This is a genomic window from Candidatus Acidiferrales bacterium, assembly GCA_035934015.1.
GTDB lineage: Bacteria > Acidobacteriota > Terriglobia > Acidiferrales > UBA7541 > DAHUXN01.
In genome coordinates this window covers 69,497-87,161 of sequence record DASYYH010000027.1, presented here as the reverse complement: position 1 = coordinate 87,161, position 17,665 = coordinate 69,497, and the positions used below count along the sequence as shown (strand labels likewise).

18 protein-coding genes and 1 tRNA gene are annotated in these 17,665 nt (G+C 57.6%); 17 read left to right on the top strand and 2 right to left on the bottom strand.

Annotated elements, in window-relative coordinates:
- Positions 1-37: 37 nt before the first annotated feature.
- The 15 genes from lpxD (at position 38) to VGR81_13370 (ending at position 15,284) form a co-directional block, all read left to right on the top strand.
- Positions 38-1,057: a UDP-3-O-(3-hydroxymyristoyl)glucosamine N-acyltransferase gene (lpxD, locus tag VGR81_13440; GenBank protein ID HEV2289941.1), complete on the top strand. Its 1,020-nt coding sequence runs from the start codon at positions 38-40 to the stop codon at positions 1,055-1,057.
- 4 nt (positions 1,058-1,061) lie between these two features.
- A complete protein-coding gene (locus VGR81_13435) occupies positions 1,062-1,670 on the top strand; it encodes a hypothetical protein (protein ID HEV2289940.1) in 609 nt (202 codons plus the stop codon).
- A 366-nt stretch (positions 1,671-2,036) separates the two neighbouring features.
- Complete coding sequence (gene shc, locus VGR81_13430) at positions 2,037-4,058, top strand: squalene--hopene cyclase (GenBank protein HEV2289939.1); 2,022 nt, start codon at positions 2,037-2,039, stop codon at positions 4,056-4,058.
- Positions 4,055-5,206, top strand: coding sequence for an adenosyl-hopene transferase HpnH (gene hpnH / locus VGR81_13425; protein HEV2289938.1), 1,152 nt, complete (start codon positions 4,055-4,057; stop codon positions 5,204-5,206). The genes shc and hpnH overlap by 4 nt, the downstream gene beginning before the upstream one ends.
- Positions 5,203-6,228: a hopanoid-associated sugar epimerase gene (hpnA, locus tag VGR81_13420; GenBank protein ID HEV2289937.1), complete on the top strand. Its 1,026-nt coding sequence runs from the start codon at positions 5,203-5,205 to the stop codon at positions 6,226-6,228. Before hpnH ends, hpnA begins: the two co-directional genes overlap by 4 nt.
- Positions 6,229-6,231: 3 nt before the next feature.
- Positions 6,232-6,996 carry a hypothetical protein gene (locus tag VGR81_13415; GenBank protein ID HEV2289936.1) on the top strand — a complete coding sequence of 255 codons (765 nt, stop codon included), beginning with the start codon at positions 6,232-6,234 and terminating at the stop codon, positions 6,994-6,996.
- Complete coding sequence (locus tag VGR81_13410) at positions 6,993-8,099, top strand: alcohol dehydrogenase catalytic domain-containing protein (GenBank protein ID HEV2289935.1); 1,107 nt, start codon at positions 6,993-6,995, stop codon at positions 8,097-8,099. Before VGR81_13415 ends, VGR81_13410 begins: the two co-directional genes overlap by 4 nt.
- The gene (locus tag VGR81_13405; GenBank protein ID HEV2289934.1) at positions 8,096-9,160 is read left to right on the top strand and encodes an alcohol dehydrogenase catalytic domain-containing protein; all 1,065 of its coding nucleotides are present in this window, start codon (positions 8,096-8,098) and stop codon (positions 9,158-9,160) included. The genes VGR81_13410 and VGR81_13405 overlap by 4 nt, the downstream gene beginning before the upstream one ends.
- A 17-nt stretch (positions 9,161-9,177) precedes the next feature.
- Entirely contained in the window at positions 9,178-10,158 is a 981-nt protein-coding gene (hpnC, locus tag VGR81_13400; protein HEV2289933.1) for a squalene synthase HpnC, read from the top strand.
- Entirely contained in the window at positions 10,109-11,092 is a 984-nt protein-coding gene (locus VGR81_13395; protein ID HEV2289932.1) for a phytoene/squalene synthase family protein, read from the top strand. The genes hpnC and VGR81_13395 overlap by 50 nt, the downstream gene beginning before the upstream one ends.
- On the top strand, positions 11,022-12,446 hold the full coding sequence (gene hpnE, locus VGR81_13390; protein ID HEV2289931.1) for a hydroxysqualene dehydroxylase HpnE: 1,425 nt from the start codon (positions 11,022-11,024) through the stop codon (positions 12,444-12,446). The genes VGR81_13395 and hpnE overlap by 71 nt, the downstream gene beginning before the upstream one ends.
- 293 nt (positions 12,447-12,739) lie before the next feature.
- The gene (locus VGR81_13385; protein HEV2289930.1) at positions 12,740-13,198 is read left to right on the top strand and encodes a hypothetical protein; all 459 of its coding nucleotides are present in this window, start codon (positions 12,740-12,742) and stop codon (positions 13,196-13,198) included.
- Between the two features lie 197 nt (positions 13,199-13,395).
- The gene (locus tag VGR81_13380) at positions 13,396-13,761 is read left to right on the top strand and encodes an HPF/RaiA family ribosome-associated protein (GenBank protein ID HEV2289929.1); all 366 of its coding nucleotides are present in this window, start codon (positions 13,396-13,398) and stop codon (positions 13,759-13,761) included.
- Between the two features lie 149 nt (positions 13,762-13,910).
- Positions 13,911-13,985 (top strand) — tRNA-Lys (locus VGR81_13375).
- Between the two features lie 126 nt (positions 13,986-14,111).
- A complete protein-coding gene (locus VGR81_13370) occupies positions 14,112-15,284 on the top strand; it encodes a site-specific integrase (GenBank protein HEV2289928.1) in 1,173 nt (390 codons plus the stop codon).
- A 227-nt stretch (positions 15,285-15,511) separates the two neighbouring features.
- Here VGR81_13370 and VGR81_13365 read toward each other — a convergent pair whose 3' ends face one another.
- On the bottom strand, positions 15,512-15,763 hold the full coding sequence (locus tag VGR81_13365; GenBank protein HEV2289927.1) for a hypothetical protein: 252 nt from the start codon (positions 15,761-15,763) through the stop codon (positions 15,512-15,514).
- Positions 15,760-16,011, bottom strand: a complete 252-nt coding sequence (locus VGR81_13360) for a hypothetical protein (protein HEV2289926.1) — start codon at positions 16,009-16,011, stop codon at positions 15,760-15,762. Before VGR81_13360 ends, VGR81_13365 begins: the two co-directional genes overlap by 4 nt.
- A 358-nt stretch (positions 16,012-16,369) precedes the next feature.
- On the opposite strand from VGR81_13360, the gene VGR81_13355 reads away from it, so the two are divergent.
- Together VGR81_13355 and VGR81_13350 are read left to right on the top strand one after the other, a co-directional pair.
- Positions 16,370-17,332: a hypothetical protein gene (locus VGR81_13355; GenBank protein ID HEV2289925.1), complete on the top strand. Its 963-nt coding sequence runs from the start codon at positions 16,370-16,372 to the stop codon at positions 17,330-17,332.
- Positions 17,329-17,637, top strand: a complete 309-nt coding sequence (locus VGR81_13350) for a hypothetical protein (protein HEV2289924.1) — start codon at positions 17,329-17,331, stop codon at positions 17,635-17,637. The genes VGR81_13355 and VGR81_13350 overlap by 4 nt, the downstream gene beginning before the upstream one ends.
- Positions 17,638-17,665: the final 28 nt, after the last annotated feature.

Below are 17,665 nucleotides of genomic sequence, written 5' to 3'. Positions count from 1 at the left end.
TCGTAATGCGTGAAAGAGTTTGATGAGGAGAAAAATCATGAAGCGAACCGCACAGGAACTTGCGGATCATTTGCAAGCGACCGTGGAGGGCGATGCGAGGGTGGTAATTTCCGGGTTGGCCCGCCCGGAGGATGCGAGCGCGGAGGATTTAATCTATGTCGACGCCGCGAAGCACCTGCCCCGTTGCGAGTCCTCGGCCGCCCGATGTGCGCTGGTGCGCGAAGGGATGAAGCTCCCCGGGAAAACGCTCATCGTCGTGCGCGAGCCGAAGCTGGCGTTTGCCAAAGCGGCTGCATGGATGCTGGAACAGCAGCCAATCGCCTCAAGAGTTCATCCCACCGCTCTGATCGATGGTTCGGCAACGGTCTCGGCGAGCGCGCATATCGGCCCGTACGTTGTGATCGAAGAGGGTGTGGTTGTTGGAGCAGGAACGGAGATCGGAGCATTTTGCTTTGTGGGACGTGGCGCGAAGATTGGAGAGTCATGCCGGTTGTATCCGCGCGTTACGCTCTACGCTGGCGCGAAATTGGCGAACCGCGTGATTGTTCATGCAGGAGCAGTCATCGGTGGAGACGGTTTCGGATACGTCTACGGCGAAGGAAAAAATTGGAAATTTCCGCAGCTCGGCGGCGTCGAGATTGACAATGATGTTGAAATCGGGAGCAATTCGACGATCGCACGCGGGTCGCTGGGTACGACGCGCATCGAGCGAGGAGTGAAGGTGGATAATCTGGTGCATATCGCGCACAACGTGCGCGTCGGAGAGCATACGGTTATCGCGGCACAAACGGGAATTTCGGGAAGCTGCGACATTGGCCGGCATGTTTTGATCGGCGGGCAAGCAGGACTCGGCGAACACTGCAAAGTCGAAGATGGAGCGATTTTGGGCGGGCAGTCGGGCATCCTGAATGGCAAAACGGTCCGTGAAGGTCAAATGGTTTGGGGCACGCCGGCGCGTCCACTCGGCGAATTCAAAAAGCAATATGCGCAATTTGCGCGGTTGCCCGAATTGGCAGAACGAGTTCGCAGACTGGAAGAGAAGCGTGACGCGAAATAGCGCGATGTCGCGCCGAGTGATTGGCGGCGGACGCGAGTCGCCTCGAATCATTTTGATCGCCGGACAATGCAGCGGCGTTGGCAAGACGGCACTCGGCGTCGATATTATTCGGGGATTCCCGGAGCAGGATTGGCTTGCATTAAAAATAACCCGCCACCACACGGAACAAATCGCCGGCGGCGCGGGCTATGCGTTTCAAGCAGAAAGTGACAGGGAAGGGAAGTCGGACACGTCGCGGTACCTTGCTGCGGGAGCGAATCGATCGTTTTTGATCGAAATTCGCGCAGGGTATCTCGCGGTAGCTATGCGCGAAATCAAGCAACTGATCGCGGGCGCTCAGGCGGTTCTCATTGAAGGCAATTCTGCCTTAGGATATCTGCGCCCATCTTTGACCCTGCTCGTTTTGGACCCTCGTCGAAGGGATTTCAAGCCGTCTGCACGCGAGGCGCTCGGCCAAGCGGCTGCCGTGGTCTTGCGCTTCCCCATGTTTGGCGAACCTTGGCGGGGAATCGAATCAACCCAAATTGTCGCGAGCCCGGTGTACCTGCAACCCTTCGGCAAGCCTCTTGGGGCGGGACTGCGCCGGTTTATCGGCAACACCCTGAATAGTTAAGATTCGTCTACCGAATCATGGATGTCTTTTTGTGTTGACCGGGGTACTATGCACCAGTGATAATTTGAGGGGAGCGTGTGTGTAAGTTCTTGCATTTGTAGCTCATTCTTGAATAGCACTTTATTGCAAGGCTGTGCGGGATACGTCCTGGGACTTGGCGGCATCTTACATCCGGAAGCGTGTCCGCCGCGGAAGAGCCTTGCGGCGATAATCACTTAATTGCGCGGGGCGGCGCGTAGCCCGTGGAGTTGTTGCTGTGTTTTCGTGCCCGCAAACTGAAGCGCGGGCGCGCAATCCAAATAGGGATTGCGGCTTGGCGTGGGATTTCTGGTCGGGAAGGTTGAAACGATGTCCGAAGGCATGCAAATGCCGGAAGCTCAAATACAAACTGCGACGGCGGTGAAGCGCGTTCGTGTCCACGAAGGTAAACACGATTCGCGAGTTGCGGACGCTGTTGAGCGGAGCGTGCAGCACTTGTTGTCGCTGCAGACGGCGGATGGGTACTGGTGGGGCGAACTGGAAGCTGACACGACTCTAGAGTCCGACCATATTCTGCTGAACTACCTTCGCAGAGACATCAAGAGCGACAAAGTCCGGATGCTGGCCAATTACCTTCGCAAAAAGCAGCTTTCAAATGGCGGCTGGAATATCTACCCCGATGGGCCCGCTGAGCTGAATACGAGCGTGAAAGCCTACTTTGCACTGCGACTCGCGGGCGACTCTGCCGATTCCCCTCACCTCTCGCGCGCGCGAAAGGCCATCCACGAATTGGGCGGGCTGGAGTCCACCAATTCTTATGTCCGCTTTTATCTCGCCATGACCGGCGCGATTGGCTGGGATATGGTCCCGGCAATTCCACCTGAGCTTTTGCTGCTGCCGAATTGGTTTTTCGTGAATTTGTACGACATGTCTTCGTGGACCCGTGCGATTGTCGTGCCGCTGACGATTATTTATGCGCTGAAGCCGGATTGGAAAGCCGGGAAGATGCCGAGTGTGGACGAGCTCTTCCTGGATCCCAAGAACAAGCACAAGGCGCTCGCATGGAGCCGGAAAATCATCTCCTGGCGCAATCTATTTCTCGCTATCGACCGCATACTGAAGATTCACGAAGCGCTGCCGTGGAAACCATTTCGCCGGCGCGCTGTCGAAGAGGCCAAGCGATGGATGTTCCAACATATCGAGCGCACCGAAGGTCTTGCGACAATTTTCCCCGCTATGGCGCATTCGATTTATGCCATGCTCACGCTGGGCTATCCCCCGGAAGATCCATTGATCATGCGCGAAATGGGCTGGGTTTCCACATTCGAAATCGAGGAGAACGACACACTACGCATGCAGCCGTGCATTTCGCCGGTGTGGGACACTGCGATCGCCATGGTGTCGCTCGAAGAGGCGGGTGTCGACTCGGCGCATCCAGCGCTGCAAACCGCTTCGCAATGGCTGATCGATCATCAGATTTTGGGACCTGGCGACTGGCAAGTGAAGAACAAAGACGCGCCGCCGGGCGGCTGGGCTTTCGAGTTTCGCAATGACTTTTACCCGGATGTTGACGACACGGCGTTTGTGTTGATGGCACTGCAGCCGGTGGAACACTCCGAGCCTGTGCGCTTTGAACAGGCGGCACGCCGCGGATTGACATGGCTGCTGAGCATGCAGAATCGCGATGGAGGATGGGGTGCGTTTGACCGCGACAACGACCACGTCCTGCTGACACAGATTCCGTTCGCGGATCACAACGCCATGATCGATCCTTCGACCGCCGATGTTGCGGCTCGCTCGATCGAATGCCTGGCGAAATACGGCTGGTCCGCTTCTCACCCGGCGATTCGCAGGGCCTTTCAGTACCTGCAACGTGAGCAAACGCCGGAAGGCGCTTGGTATGGACGCTGGGGTTCCAATTATGTCTACGGAACGAGCGGCGTACTGCGCGCTCTCGAAGTTGCAGGATTGGGAGAAAGCGTAGAAGGGCATCGCGCCGTTGATTGGCTGAAAAAGGTGCAGAATGCGGATGGAGGATTTGGCGAAACGCCGCTTTCCTACGTCGATCCATCGCTGAAGGGACAGGGACCGAGCACTGCGTCGCAAACGGCGTGGGGTCTAATCGGCTTGCTCGCTGTTGTGTCTCCGGATGATCCTGCCGTGCAGCGGGCCGTAGAATGGCTCATCGAACATCAGAATGAAGATGGTTCCTGGGATGAAGATGCGTTTACTGGCACAGGCTTCCCTTGCGTGTTTTACTTGAAATACCATCTGTACCGGAATTCTTTCCCGCTCTATGCGCTGGCGCGATATCGCAACATGCGCAGAGGCCCACAAAATAGTCTGAAACCGTTTCAATTTAACGCCAGTGAATTTATTTATCGCAATGGACATGGGGGCAAACGATGAGGTTTCCGCTAAGTTTGACGGCGAACCTGACGAAATATCTGGCCGGGAAGGCCATTCGCGGAGAGAAGAAATTTCCGCTGGTCATGATGCTCGAGCCGCTGCACGCTTGCAATCTGACGTGCACCGGCTGTGGTCGCATCCGCGAATATAAAGGCACGATCAATGAAATGCTGACTGTGGAGCAGTGCATTGCCGCGCTTGAGGACTGCGGCGCGCCCATCGTTTCCATTTGTGGCGGGGAGCCTTTGATTTATCCGGAGATTGGCCGCCTGGTGAAGGAAATTTTGGCGCGCAAAAAGAACATCTATCTTTGCACCAACGGCATGTTCATCCAAAAACGGCTGAGCGAATTCAAGCCGACGTCCCGCTTCTTCTTCAATGTGCACCTGGATGGCTTGGAGAAGACGCACGATCTTTGCGTGGAACGTGACGGCGTCTTCCGCCAAGCTATTGAGGGAATCAAAGCGGCCAAAGCCGCCGGCTTCCTTGTTTGCTCGAATACGACGATTTACAAAGAGACGGACATCGAGGAAGTTGCTGAACTCTTCGCCTTTCTGCGCACGCTGGGAGTGGATGGCAACATGCTCTCGCCTGCGTATTCGTACGCATCGGTGCAGACAAAGGACATTTTCATGTCGCGCCAGGACGTGAACGAAAAATTCCAGCGCGCGAGCAAGCTTCTGGAGCAGTTCAACGTCATTACGTCGCCGATTTATATGGAATTCCTCCGTGGCGAACGCGATTTGATGTGCACGGCGTGGGGCAATCCGACCTACAACCCGCGCGGATGGAAAGGGCCGTGCTATTTGATGACGGACGAGCACCACAAAACCTTCGGTGACCTGATCAACAACACACCGTGGGAAAAATACGGCTACGGCCGCGACCCTCGCTGCGAAAACTGCATGGTGCAATCGGGATACGAGGCTTCCGCTGTGCTCGGCGGAAATCACAAATTCGGCGATACCTGGAAAATGCTTCAGTGGCAGGTTTCCGGACGCCTCGGAGGCCGCAAAGGTGCAAATGGCCATGGTAATCGCGTCCCGAAGACGAACGGAAACGGCCACACGGCGAATTTAACTGCAACTTATGACCCTGCCGCAGGCGCGCAAGCTCGCGAAAAGGAAGAGGCCTTCCGTATTCTATGAGGACGTTGGTTACCGGCGCGACCGGGTTCGTGGGTTCCCACGTTGCCCGTCGCCTGGCTGCTTCCGGTGAAACTGTTCGGGCGCTCGCGCGCAGAGGGAGCCAGCGTCAGTCGCTGGCCGGGGTTGAGGTCGAATGGGTCGAAGGCGACTTGCGCGACGAATCTTCGCTCGTTCGCGCCCTCGCCGGGATTGAACAGGTCTACCATGTCGCTGCGGATTACCGCCTCTGGGCCCGCAATCCTCAGGAAATTTACGAAAGCAACGTAACAGGAACGAAAAATCTTCTTGCCGCGGCTTTACGTGCGCGAGTCCAGCGTTTCATTCATACGAGTACCGTTGCCACGATTGCCGTGCCTCGGGGCAATGCTGTGCCGGACGAAACGAATCGGACGACGGTCGATGAGATGATCGGAAATTACAAGAAATCGAAGCTGCTCGCGGAGCAAGAGGCGCTGCGCGCCGCGCACGAGGGTTTGCCAGTGGTGATCGTGAATCCGACGACGCCCGTCGGTCCCGGCGACTGGAAGCCCACGCCGACCGGTAAGATCATTTTGGATTTTCTGCGCGGCAAGATGCCGGCTTATATAGACACAGGCTTGAATTTCGCGCCCGTCGAAGACGTCGCCGAAGGCCATCTTCAAGCGGCACGGCTCGGGAAAATTGGCGAACGCTATTTGCTCGGCGGACGCAATATGACGCTTAAGGAATTGCTCGACGCGCTTGCGAAGATCACAAACGTCGCCGCGCCGACACGAAAAATTTCTCACTCGATTGCGCTTTTCGCCGCCTATGCTGACGCGGCCTTTTCGCGCGTCGCCGGTCGAGAGCCGCGCATTCCGCTGGAAGGCGTTCGTATCGCGCGGCATACGATGTTTGTCAGCGACTCGAAGGCGCGCCAGGAATTAGGCTACCAGCCTGGTTCTGTCGAAGGTGCGCTCGAGCGCGCCGTAGGATGGTATGCTGAGCACGGATATGTAAATCTCCCAAGACGTAAGCAGGAAGCGCGGGCTTCTGCCGCTTGAACAATGGCCTTGAAAATCCTGATCACATTCGCTCTTGATGTGGAATTCGCTCCGTGGCGAGGCGTGCGCTCTTTTGACAGCGTTGCGGGAGTGGCTTTCCCGGTTTATGAGTGCGCGGTTGGTAACGCGGTGGCGCGCGTTGTGCTGACCGGCGTTGGCCCCATCCACGCGAAAAGAGTTGCTGCCGAAGCCTTGAAATGGAAGCCGGACGTCTGCATTTCATCGGGCCTTGCAGGCGCCTTGCGGCCTGCGCTTGGGATCGGAGGTGTCTTTGCCGCGCGCAGTGCGAAGGATTTGGAAACTGGAAGAAAGATGGATTGCAACACGGATCTCTTTGTCGCCGCGCAGAGGCATGGACTCATCGCCGTGGAGCACTTGCTCTCGGCAGCCAGCATGATTCTCACGGCGGAAGGGAAGGCGCGGCTGAGCAGCATGGCGGAAGCGGTTGACATGGAGAGCTTCGCGATTCTCGCGGAGGCTTCTGCAAGCGGTATTCCCGCGATTGCCATTCGCGCGATCAGCGACTCGGCTGACGAAAATCTGCCGATGGATTTTCAATCTTTCTTGAATGAACACGGAGGGTTGGATCGATCGAAGCTAGCGCGGGCTCTTGCGCGCGCGCCGCACAAATTGCCGGGCCTTGTCCGCGTTGGCCGCAATAGCCGGTTGGCAGCAACAAAACTGGCGCAAGTCTTGGATGCTTACGTGGCAGACATCGCCAAGCATCCCGCTTCGCAAATGGAAATGGCCGAGGCGTATCACAAATGAGTTCCACGACGGCGCACATAGGAAGTAATTCGCGCGAGAATCGCGCCAGCGGCAAAATGCTCGCTGGAGTGTATCGCGGCAAGGGCTGCGTTGTTTGCGAAGAAGTTCCCATTCCTGAAATCGGCGAAGGAGAAGTTTTGTTTCGTGTCGCCGCATGCGGAATCTGCGGAACCGATATTAAGAAAATCGCGCACGGTTTTGCGGAGCCTCCGCAAATCTTCGGACACGAACTTGCGGGCACGGTCGTCGAAGTCGGCCGCGGCGTGCGCAAATTCAAGCCGGGCGACCGCGTGGTCAGCTTTCATCATGTCCCGTGCGAAAAGTGCTTTTACTGTGAGCGCAAACTATTCTCGCAATGCTCGCAATATAAGAAAGTGGGCCTAACCGCGGGCTTCACGCCGAATGGCGGCGGATTCGGGCAGTATGTTCGCGCGATGCCCTGGATTGTCGAGCGCGGCATGTTAGCGCTTCCCGCAGATATCACGTTTGAAGAAGCGACATTCATCGAGCCGGTCAATACAGCGGCCAAGGCCGTCTGGAAAGCGCGCGTTGCAGACGGGGAATTCGCTGTCGTGATCGGCCAGGGGCCGATCGGCATGCTCTTGACGGGCTTGTGTAAACTGAAAGGTGCGGAGATCGTCACAACCGATCCTTTGCCGGCGCGGCGCGCTGCAAGCCTGGCGCTCGGCGCAACGGCCAGTTTCGATCCGGCATCAGATAGTATAGAGACGCAAGTCCGCGAGCGCACGCGAGGCAGAGGCGCTGACGTCGTCTTGCTTGCGGCGCCGCACCCGAAACTTGTCGTCGAAGCGCTTGCCATGGCACGGCCCGGTGGCCGCGTCATGTTGTTTGCCCATAATGATCCCGTGTTGCGCATCGAATTCCCGGCGGCGGCGGTGGGGATTGAAGAGAAGGAAATTCTCGGAAGTTATAGCGCATCAATTACCGAGCAACAGGAGTATGCTGAGATAGTGTTCGAGCGGCGAATGCCTGTGGCGCAACTGGTTTCTCACCGGTTCCCGACCGAACGCATTGCGGAAGCGCTGGAATTGGCGGCGCATCCTAAAGAAGATACTTTGAAAGTGGTGATTGTGCATTCATGAAGACGGATTCCAACGGGGTAATGACAGCGGCGGTCCTCTATGGCCGTGAAGATTTGAAGGTCGAGCGCGTCGGCATTCCTGCGGTCGGCGAAGATGAGATTTTGGTGCGTGTGCAGGTGGCTCTGACGTGCGGCACGGACCTCAAGGTCTGGAAGCAGGGCTCGCATCCGCGCATGATTCACCCGCCGGCAATTTTTGGCCACGAGCTGGCCGGCATTGTGCAGGAAACCGGTTCGGCAGTGGCGGGCACGATTCACAATGGCATGCGCGTTGTGCCCTCCAATTCTGCGCCGTGCGGCTCATGTCTCTATTGCCGCAAGGGCCAGCCGAATTTGTGTGAAGACCTGCTGTTCAATAACGGCGCTTACGCGGAGTACGTGCGGATTCCTGGCCGGATTGTGCGCCAAAATCTCTTAGAGATTCCCGACCATGTCAGTTTTCGGGACGCCGCGATGGTCGAACCTCTCGCCTGCGTGCTGCGCGGAATTCACGAGACAAATATTCAAGCGGGCGATACGGCGGTCATCGTCGGCTGTGGGCCGATTGGCCTGAAGTTCATTCGCGTTCTTTCAGAACGCGATGTTCGCGTGATTGCCCTCGGCAAACGCAAGAATCAGATCCAGGCCGCGGAGCGCCTGGGCGCCTACGCCGCGTTTGACGTTTCTGAAATCGACAGCCCGGTGCAGTTGGTGCGTCAGTTGACGGAAGGCGGCCGCGGCGCGGATGCCGTTGTCGAAGCCGTCGGTTCGGCCATGACCTGGCAATGGGCCATGCAGATGGTGAGAAAAGGCGGGAGAGTGAACCTGTTCGGCGGCTGCCCGCATGGAACGCAGGTGCATTTCGATCCCGCGCTCCTGCATTACTCGGAAATCACCATCAAGGCTACGTTCCATCACACGCCGCGATTCATTCGCGAAGCGCTCGACACGATCTCGCGCGGGGAAGTTCGCGCCGATGATTTCGTCACTGGCGAAATTCCGTTGGCCGAATTGCCGCGCGTTTTCGAACACATGAAGCATCGCAACGGTGAATTGAAGACGGCGGTCAATCCCTGGGCTTAATCAGTCGGGGCTCCTCCATGCTCGGACAGTACGAACTGGAAATCGCGCGAAACTTGCCTCCCGAAAATTGCGCTCCGTCCGAAGCGCAGCGCTATACGCGCTGGCTTGCCACGCATCACTACGAAAATTTTCGCGTCGTCTCTTGGTTGCTGCCAGAGCGTCTGCATCAGCATTTTTATAATGTCTACGCCTATTGCCGCTGGGCTGATGATTTGGGCGACGAAGTTCCCGATCCTCGCCGTGCGGTCGAACTGCTGAATGGCTGGCAGGAAGAGCTTGAGCGAGCGTATCGCGGCGCCGCGACTCACCCTGTTTTGATTGCTGTGGGCGAAACCGCGCGCGAATGCCGCATTCCCATCGATCCGTTTCGTGATTTGCTCATCGCCTTCCGGCAGGATCAGGCCGTTCACCGCTATGCGAAATGGGACGACGTCATCGAGTATTGCCGTTACTCGGCGAATCCGGTCGGCCGGCTCGTCCTTTACCTCATGGGCTATGGTGACGCTGAGCGCCAATCGCTTTCCGACGCAACGTGCACGGCTTTACAGCTCGCTAATTTCTGGCAGGACGTCGGGCGCGACCTTGAAAAAGGCCGCATCTATATTCCCTTGGAGATTGCCGCGTCCCACGGCGTCTCGCAAGATGATATCGTTTCCAGGCGATTCGACTCGCGTTATATCGCGCTGATGAAGGATCTAATCGCACGGACGCGTGCTCTTTTCGCAATCGGAGCGCCCTTGGCGGAGCGTGTCTCGAAGGAATTTCGCGTGGACCTCGAACTCTTCAATCGCGGCGGCTGTGCGGTTCTCGATGCCATCGAATCCATGGGTTACGACACGCTGAATCATCGCCCTGCTCTTGACCGCCGCGTGCAGGCCCGGCTCCTCGGGCGCGCCATGCTCTCGCGGCTTCTCGCGAAGTTTGGCTCGTCGTCAGGCCATCCCAAGGATGGCGGCTCAAAAACCGAAAGCGCCTCGATTGCCGGTCGGCATGCCTGATAACGTCGCTGTTTCTGCCTCTTACGATCATTGTCGAAAAATCGCCCGTGCAGCCGCGCGCAATTTTTACTACGGGTTTATGCTGCTGCCGGCCGCGAAGCGCGATGCGCTATGCGCGCTGTATGCCTTCATGCGCGGCGTGGACGATATCTCGGACGAGCCGGGAACCATCGAAGACAAGTGCCGGCGCCTGAGCGAGCGGCGCGCGGAAATGGATAAGGGATTGGCTGGCGGCAGCCAGGACGATCCTGTATGGCCCGCGCTCCGCCATGCGGTTTCGGCCTACGCGATTCCACAGCTCTATCTTCATGATTTGATTTCCGGCGCGGAGATGGACCTGACGATTTCCTCGTATCAGACCTTCGATGCTTTGCGCGAATACTGTTATCGTGTCGCAGGGACTGTCGGCCTGTGCTGCCTTTACGTTTTTGGTTTTTCTGACCCGCACGCCCCGGAGCTTGCTGAAAAGCTCGGCATCGCATTTCAATTGACGAACATTTTGCGTGACCTTCCGCGCGACCATGCCATGGGGCGTGTTTACCTGCCCAACGAAGACTTTGCTCGCTTCCAGTGCGACCCTCAGCAGCTAGGTGATGCGAATGCAAGCGCGGCAATCGCGCCGTTGGTGCAATTCGAAAGTGACCGCGCCTGGCAATTTTACCGCGAAGGCTGGCCGTTGCTCGGATTGGTGAGCGAAGATAGCCACGCTGCACTGTGGGCCATGGCACGGATTTATTCCGGAATTCTGGAAAAGATCGAGCGGCGGAACTTTGCGGTTCTCGCTCCGCCGCCCCCGCGGCTTTCGACCCCGGAAAAAGTATGGATTCTGATCCGGGCGCGGATGGGTTGGCTTGGGGAGAGAGATGCGCTGCGAAACAGTGATCATCGTCGGCGGAGGTCTGGCGGGACTGTCGGCGGCCACAGCTCTCGCTGACGCCGACCTGCGCGTTCATCTGGTGGAAAAACGCCCCTATCTGGGCGGGCGTGCGACTTCCTATGCCCTTCCCGATGGCAGCCATGTTGACAATTGCCAGCACGTGACTCTCGGCTGCTGCACGAACCTCGCTGATTTTTACCGCCGCGTTGGAGCGGAATCGAAAATCCGGAACTATAGCCGCCTGTATTTTGCCGACCGAAACGGCAGCGTCAGTTCGATTTATTCCTCGCCGCTTCCCGCGCCGTTTCACACCAGCTTTTCATTCTTGCGGTTTGGCGCGCTTTCTTTCAGAGACAAGCGCTCCATCGCCCGCGCCATGCTCGCGATTGTGCGCTCCGGCGGGCGTCCGGCCGATGTTCATGGCGTTTCGATGCTCGATTGGCTGCGGCGCAACGGTCAGACGGAGGACGCGATTGCGCGCTTCTGGCGTGTTGTGCTGGTCAGCGCGCTCGACGAAGAATTGGAACGCACGGATGCGCACTACGGCGTCGACGTTTTCTGGAAGGCATTTCTCGCCAATCGCAAAGGGTACGTGCTCGGCATACCTTCAGTGCCGCTGGGAGAGCTTTACGCAGGTTGTCGCGAAGCGATCGAGCGCCGTGGCGGCGAGGTCAAAACGCGCGCCACCGTGCGAGGCATCCGCTTCAGGCAGGGCAGATTTCAGTCACTTGCGATGGACGACGGCAGCGAGATGCGCGCCGATGCGTGCATCTTGGCCGTTCCGCATGACGGCCTGCTCCAGATCCTTCCGGAAGAAATCAAGAGCCGGCCCGAATTCGCCGCGCTCAGCCATTTGCGCACATCTCCCATCACTGGCGTGCATCTTTGGTACGACCGCGAAGTGCTGGACAAGCCGTTTCTTACCCTCCTCGACCACACCGTTCAATGGGTTTTCAATAAATCGATGCTTTATGGCCCTGTCGAAAAATCAGCAAGCACGCCGTCGCGCGAACCCGGCCAGTATCTTCAGCTTGTGATTAGCGCCTCGTATGATTTGATCCCGCGCTCTCGCCAGGAAATCATCGACCTTTGCGTGACGGAGCTGCAGGAGGCGCTGCCTGCGACACGTAGCGCGAAACTGCAAAAAGCGACCGTCGTGAAGGAAGTGAACGCGACATTTTCGCCCGAGCCGGGCTCCGATGCTTTTCGCCCGGAGCAGAAAACAAAGAACGACAATTTTTTTCTCGCAGGGGATTGGACGCAGACTGGCTGGCCTGCGACTATGGAGGGCGCTGTGCGCAGCGGATATTTGGCAGCAGAGGCTTTGCTCGCTGCCTCTGGCGCTCCGCGAAAGATCCTAATTCCGGACTTGGCCGTGGAAGGCATTTGCCATTGGTGGGCAAAGGAGTAAAATGGTTGTACTCCTTTTGGAGCGCCAGTCGGAAGGTTCCCCGAAAGCTCGTTTTTAATTTCAGCCGGCGTTTACTTTGGCAAAAAGACGAGATATTTCATGGCTGCGAAGAATGTTTTGCTCGCGAACTGTTTGGAGATGTTTCTGCGGCTTCAGTGAAAACGCATTCCATGACTGGAAGATTTGCGGCTCGGAATCGCCTTTGATTTGGCCTGGCATCGTTCGCGAGTGATTTTTCTGCGATTCCGCAATGTTTTTTGGGAATATCATGAGTAGTATCCCGGAGGAAATCTATGGAACGGAAGTATAAGCAGAAGGGATATAGCGAGCGCGATCGCGAAGATAAGAAAAAGGAACATTCGCCGGAGCCGCGCCCTCGCCAGGAGCAGATGGGCCCGCGCACGCCGCGCATGGTCGGGACCGTGATGCGCGCCCGCTGTTCGAATTGCGGAAACATCCTGGCGCCAGGCTTCGACCAGAATGGGCAGTGCCCGAAGTGCCACTCCGAGCTGCACTGCTGCAAGCAATGCGTTCATTTCGACACGGGCGCGCAATTCGAGTGCACGCAGCCTGTGCCTGAACGCATCCCGCGAAAAGATGCCAAGAATGAGTGCGCATTTTTCGAGTTTCGCATGACCGTGGAAAAGGACACTTCACCAGTCACTTACGCGACAAGTCCCAGTCCCGCGCCAGCGTCCAACGGCCGCCCCGATGACGCTCGCAAGGCTTTTGAAGACTTGTTCAAGAAGTAGAAAAGCCTGCCGCAGGGTCAGCATCCACGCGATAAAAAGAGATGGTTCACTGACCTACCGGTCAGCAAAGCTTTCTTCGCATTCCCGTAAGCCGGGACTTGCACCCCCTCCGCTGCGCTGCTATTCTTGGTTTGTGGGCGACGCCATGAACAGATTTTTTGCCCTCCCTTCCGCGTTTAACAACCGAGGAGTTTCCCATGAAAACCTCATTCAGCTACAAGCAGGCAGAGCTGCGCGAACAGACCGAACGAGAACTGGATTCCAACGCCGTAAAATTGGAGAAATTTCTTAAGCGATTTGCGCCCGATTTAGTGCAATTGCATGGAGCTTTTGAACGGATTCCTCATCGCAATAGCTTCGCGCTTTCCCTGAATTTGTCGTTGCCCACCGGGACCCTCCACGCCACCGGAGAAGCTGATGATGTCGTGGGAAGCGTGCGCGCTGCGTTCGGCGAAGTCATTGCGCAACTCAAAAAACACATGGGCAAGCTGCGCAAGGATTATGAATGGAAGCGCAAACGGGAGAAACGATCTCCTGCTCTCAACAAGAGTTTTGTGTCCTGATTTCATCGCGAACAATCGAGCCCGTTTCCCGCGCGAGCTTCTGGAGAGCAGCTGATTTGGCCGAACTCCTCGATGCTTTGTGATTCTTGCGTGCGGCTTCGGTTGCGGTCGCGCCTCGCTCACGTTAATATCGTTCACTCCTATTTTTTAGGGGCGTAGCTCAGTGGTAGAGCAGCGGCCTTTTAAGCCGAAGGTCGTGGGTTCGATCCCCACCGCCCCTACCAATCTTCAAAGCAAAAGGGTTGCGCCGTTTTTCTGCTACCGTGCTACCCAAACCCCTGATTTTCCCCGCCAGACAGTATTTCTCCTAGAGGGGCTTAAGCCCCGGCGCATAAATAGGGGAAAACGCAGTGAACACCAAAGTTTCGCTTTACACCCGCGACGAACGCGGGAAGTACCACAAGACCGATTCACGGGGAATCTATCCGAAAGACCGCACGTCGTTCATCATCCGCTACACAGGGGACAACATGAAGCGCGTCTGGGAAACGCTCCCGAAAGGCACGGACTTCGCGGGCGCAAGAAAGCTGGCGTTGGAGAAGGAGCTTCGGCTCTCTGATCCCTCCCTGAACACGCCGTCTCTCAAGCGCGTCCCGGTGAAGGTAATCCCGCCACTTGACGGGCGCGTTGGGATTGCCGACGCCGCCGAGAAGTATATCGACTTGCTTTGGGCCGAGAACAACCACGTCGCCAAGACTGTCCGCGTGAAGGCTCAGGAGCTTCGACGCTTCGCTGAGTTCTGCCGGACACAACGTAAGAAGGAGCACGTCGCGAACTTGGATCGCCACGATATGTTGGCGTATCGGGACTGGCTGTACTCGGAGGGCTACATGCCTTGGACTGTCGTCGGCGACCTTATGTCAGCAACCACGATGCTTAAGAAGAACCCGCTGCTGTCCGTCAGGGGTCTGCTCACATCAGACGATTGGCCCGACTTCCCAGACACCGAGCCTGCGCCGTACTCCGATGAAGAGGTTGAGGCGATGCTTTGCGCGGCGGACGAAGACGAGGCTCTCTTCATCAGGTTCATGCTAGGCTCCGGGTGCAGGAACATGGAAGCCGCGCACCTGCAATGGGGCGACATCGACTACGCTGCCAAAACCGTGTGGATTCACGCCAAGCTGGAATACGGCTGGAAGCCCAAGACGACTGCTGGCACGCGGCGCATCCCGCTATCGGATTCGCTGATCGCAGCACTCAAGGCGAAGCGAGGCGCGAAGGATGTGCTTGTGTTCCCGGCGAAATGCGGTAAGGTCAACCGACACTTGCTGCGGATCATCCAGCGCGTAGCCAAGCGTGCTGGCGTCGAGGGCGCGATCTTGCATCGTTGCAGGGACACATGGGCGACGAACATGCTGCGCCAGCCGGATGTGGACTTGCTGACCCTGCGCGTTTGGATCGGGCATGAGAGCCTTGATGTTTTGAAATTGTATGCTCAAGCCCTGAAGACGAAGGACGAGAAGGCCCGGAACGCGGCGAACGCGGTGGACTACCACCGCAAGAAAGCGGTCGCTGCGGATTGATCCGCCATCCTCGGGCGTTCGGCTTCAGCGACTTCCCGGCGAGCAACGACTCGCGGAACTTCGCGTGTCGGACGTTGTCGGCAGGCGTGGGGGGGTGGCCCGAAAAGCGCCGTTGGACGTTAACTTCATCTTGTTCCCGACCAAATTGGGCGGTTATGACACCGTGAACTGGTCGGCAGGAACGATCCCCTTTGGTGTACAGGCTCAGTCTCGTTGAGTAGCCAATACTAGAAGCTTTCCGATGGCCCGTCAGGATCATTCCTCTCTCGCCAATTTACGATGACATACGTCTGCTTGTAGACCTTCTCGATGAGGCGGCGGTCGCAAAGCTCACTGAGCACCGAGTGGGCTTCGTCTTCCGACACGTCAAACTCTGCTGCCAAGCTGGCGGCATCGGCGAGCCACATTCCTTCGCGATCCGCGTTCTGCCAAATGACCTCGAACGCCTGTTCCCGGCCGAAATACTTCCTGCGCTTCACTGTTCCTCCTTGCGTCGAGCCGTACTGCCCGTGCCTCTCGGTCGCCTGACCCCGAACTCCACGGCGACGCGGTAAACCAGCCAGCGAGAGCAGCCGAGCATGTCCGCGATCTGCTGGTACGAGAGGGTCGGGTTCCCGACAATCACATCTCGGATCGCCGCATGCGCTGTTGCCGTGCTCGCCTTCGTTACGACTCGGACGTCCACGACTTGAGCAGTTGCCTTCTTGATTTCGGCGTATCGACTCACGATTCCTCCCTCATAAGAGGGATCGCGTATTTGCTCTGCAAGTACGCTGGTGACCTTTCAAGATCGAAAAAACGCATCAACACTGGGAAATTGACGGTGCGAATCCTGATTCCGGCTAAGGACCTCGTCTTTTCGATTCATTCTTTAGGCGGCGTGCGGTCAGACCGCCGCGAGCAGGCTGGGATTCTTCTGGGGTCACGCACAAAGCGCAAACCTTAGAACTTCCCTCAATCCGAGTATCTCTAAATGCGGGCGCTTACAAGCGTCGGGGAAGCCGTCTCATCACACCCGGCTTCCCCAAATCTACCCGCGCAAGTGATGCAGCCTCGCAAGCTGAAGGACAAACAATAGGTGTGATATGAGCAAAGCAGACATTTTGGAAAAGTTGAAGCAACACGGGGAGGCGGCGGAGATTGTCCGGGCTTACTGGGCCGAGACGCTGCCGGGCATCGGGCAACTGCCCGAGCCTCAGCTTCAGTCGTGGCTGATCAGGTTTGAGTTGGACGCCATAGTGGGCGGACTGGACGCGGCGGTCAACCAACGCAGCAAGCTTGACGCCAAGGGCGAGCCGATGACAGCCCCGGCTGCGGTGAGCTTCGCCAGCGCGGTCATTAACAGGCTGCATCTGGAGGGCCTGCCGGAAGCCGAGCGCGAAGAGATCAAGGCGCATCGGGAGCACATCCGGTCTGTCCGGTCTGCCGCAGGCAAGCTCGGGAGGGCGAAGCAGTTGGCTGAGGAAGTCGAGGCTTGCCGAGAGGTCGCCCAAGTTTGCCCGGATTTGCCCGAAGTTGCCCGACCTTTGCCCAATGCGTATGGGTTTGGGTTTGAGGTTGGGTTTGCCTCTGCCTCTGCGACTGAGCATGCGGCTGCGCCAGAAGCAAAACCTGCGGCGGCTGCGCCGCCTGCCGCGCAGACCGAAGAGAAAGACAACAGCAAAACCAAGAACCGAAAACCCAAAAACTGCAAGCAGTGTGGTGCCGCTCTCTCTCGGGATAAATCCCACCTCTGCGAAAACCCTCCAGCGGTCTCAAGCTTGGAAGCGGGAAGAGGCAAAACCAAAACCAACCCCGACCGCTACACCCGCTACGAGGGGTGTGAATGCTACGCCCAGATTGAGGAACTGGACTACCACGCAGACACATGTCCTCTCGCCGAGAAGACTAAGGCTGTGGCAAAGCCTTCCGACCCCGGCCGCTACGAAGGATGCAACTGCATCGCGGAATGCGAGGGTTCGGACAATCACGACGATCTATGCCCGCTGTTCAAGGCTCAAGCTAAGGCTGCTTCGGCCCGAAGCCTCAGCGAGGTAGACACGCTATGAGAAAGCTTATCTGCCCGATCTACGCGCCGCCGAAGGTAAAGGCTGTCTGGCATACGTGGACTGTCCAGATGCAGGAGCGGTGGGTGATAGCCAACCCTCCCGCTGGCTACAAGAGCAGCCTGCTTCGCAAACCTGAGATAGTGCGCACGGACATTTTCATCCAAGGCTTGGAGCCGGACGAGTTGGCGATGATCCGCGAGGCGCTGGGAAAGGGCCTGACGCCCAGCGGTTTCGAGGTCGTCGAGGACATCCTGATCCTAAGGCTCGACCGGAACGAATCGCCGAAGCCTTTGCAGGAGGAGTGAGCGATGGACGAGGCGACAAGGAAATACA

Coding starts and splice junctions, on each gene's coding strand:
- shc (HEV2289939.1), top strand. CDS start 2,037: ATGCCGGAAGCTCAAATACAAACTGCGACGGCGGTGAAGCGCGTTCGT.
- hpnH (HEV2289938.1), top strand. CDS start 4,055: ATGAGGTTTCCGCTAAGTTTGACGGCGAACCTGACGAAATATCTGGCC.
- VGR81_13385 (HEV2289930.1), top strand. CDS start 12,740: ATGGAACGGAAGTATAAGCAGAAGGGATATAGCGAGCGCGATCGCGAA.
- hpnC (HEV2289933.1), top strand. CDS start 9,178: ATGCTCGGACAGTACGAACTGGAAATCGCGCGAAACTTGCCTCCCGAA.
- VGR81_13355 (HEV2289925.1), top strand. CDS start 16,370: ATGAGCAAAGCAGACATTTTGGAAAAGTTGAAGCAACACGGGGAGGCG.
- VGR81_13415 (HEV2289936.1), top strand. CDS start 6,232: ATGGCCTTGAAAATCCTGATCACATTCGCTCTTGATGTGGAATTCGCT.
- VGR81_13435 (HEV2289940.1), top strand. CDS start 1,062: ATGTCGCGCCGAGTGATTGGCGGCGGACGCGAGTCGCCTCGAATCATT.
- VGR81_13395 (HEV2289932.1), top strand. CDS start 10,109: ATGGCGGCTCAAAAACCGAAAGCGCCTCGATTGCCGGTCGGCATGCCT.
- hpnE (HEV2289931.1), top strand. CDS start 11,022: ATGCGCTGCGAAACAGTGATCATCGTCGGCGGAGGTCTGGCGGGACTG.
- hpnA (HEV2289937.1), top strand. CDS start 5,203: ATGAGGACGTTGGTTACCGGCGCGACCGGGTTCGTGGGTTCCCACGTT.
- lpxD (HEV2289941.1), top strand. CDS start 38: ATGAAGCGAACCGCACAGGAACTTGCGGATCATTTGCAAGCGACCGTG.
- VGR81_13410 (HEV2289935.1), top strand. CDS start 6,993: ATGAGTTCCACGACGGCGCACATAGGAAGTAATTCGCGCGAGAATCGC.
- VGR81_13350 (HEV2289924.1), top strand. CDS start 17,329: ATGAGAAAGCTTATCTGCCCGATCTACGCGCCGCCGAAGGTAAAGGCT.
- VGR81_13405 (HEV2289934.1), top strand. CDS start 8,096: ATGAAGACGGATTCCAACGGGGTAATGACAGCGGCGGTCCTCTATGGC.
- VGR81_13380 (HEV2289929.1), top strand. CDS start 13,396: ATGAAAACCTCATTCAGCTACAAGCAGGCAGAGCTGCGCGAACAGACC.